Source organism: Streptomyces tricolor (assembly GCF_002155905.1).
In the GTDB taxonomy this organism is placed as follows: domain Bacteria; phylum Actinomycetota; class Actinomycetes; order Streptomycetales; family Streptomycetaceae; genus Streptomyces; species Streptomyces tricolor.
The window spans coordinates 1-680 of sequence record NZ_MUMF01000907.1; the positions used below are offsets into that span (position 1 = coordinate 1).

Genomic DNA, 680 nt, shown 5'->3' on the forward strand with positions numbered 1-680 from the left:
GCGTTGGCGCGGGCGTTCAGCTGTTCGTAGGTCAGGGTGTCCGTGCCGTGCTCGACGGCGACGGCCCGCGGTGTCCGGACGACCTGCGCCTCGAAGAGCTGGGGGAAGGTGGCCTGCGGGACGTCGCGGGCGGTGTCGTTCCAGCAGTGCAGGATCTCGTGCCGCTCGTCGGGGGAGAGGACGTCGACCTGGCTGAGGGGGAGCGAGGGCCGGGCCGAGACGGCGCGCAGAACGCGTTCGAGGCGGGCGGCGAACGCCACCGCGGTCTCCGTGTCGAAGAGGTCCAGGGCGAACTCCACCGCCCCCCGGATACCGGCCGCCCCGCCGGTGCCGTCGAACGTCTCCTGGAAGTTCACCGCGAGGTCGACCTTCGCCGCCCCCGTCTCCACCCCGGCGCCCTCGACCGCCAGGCCCGGCATGACCAGGCCGCCCTCGGACGCCTCCTCCAGCCCCAGGACCACCTGGAAGAGCGGGTTGTGGGCGAGTGACCGGGTGGGATTGACGATCTCGACGAGCCGTTCGAAGGGCACGTCCTGGTGGGCGTAGGCGGCGAGGTCGGTCTCCCGGACCCGGGCGAGCAGTTCGGTGAAGGAGGGGTCGCCGGAGGTGTCGGTGCGCAGCACGAGGGTGTTGACGAAGAACCCGACCAGGTCCTCCAGCGCGTCGTCGGTGCGGCCGGC

General features: G+C 72.4%; 1 protein-coding gene. It reads right to left on the reverse strand.

Features of this window, described 5'->3' with window-relative positions:
* A partial coding sequence (locus CCN44_RS41375) for a condensation domain-containing protein (protein ID WP_244204062.1) occupies nucleotides 1-680 on the reverse strand: 680 nt, incomplete at both ends.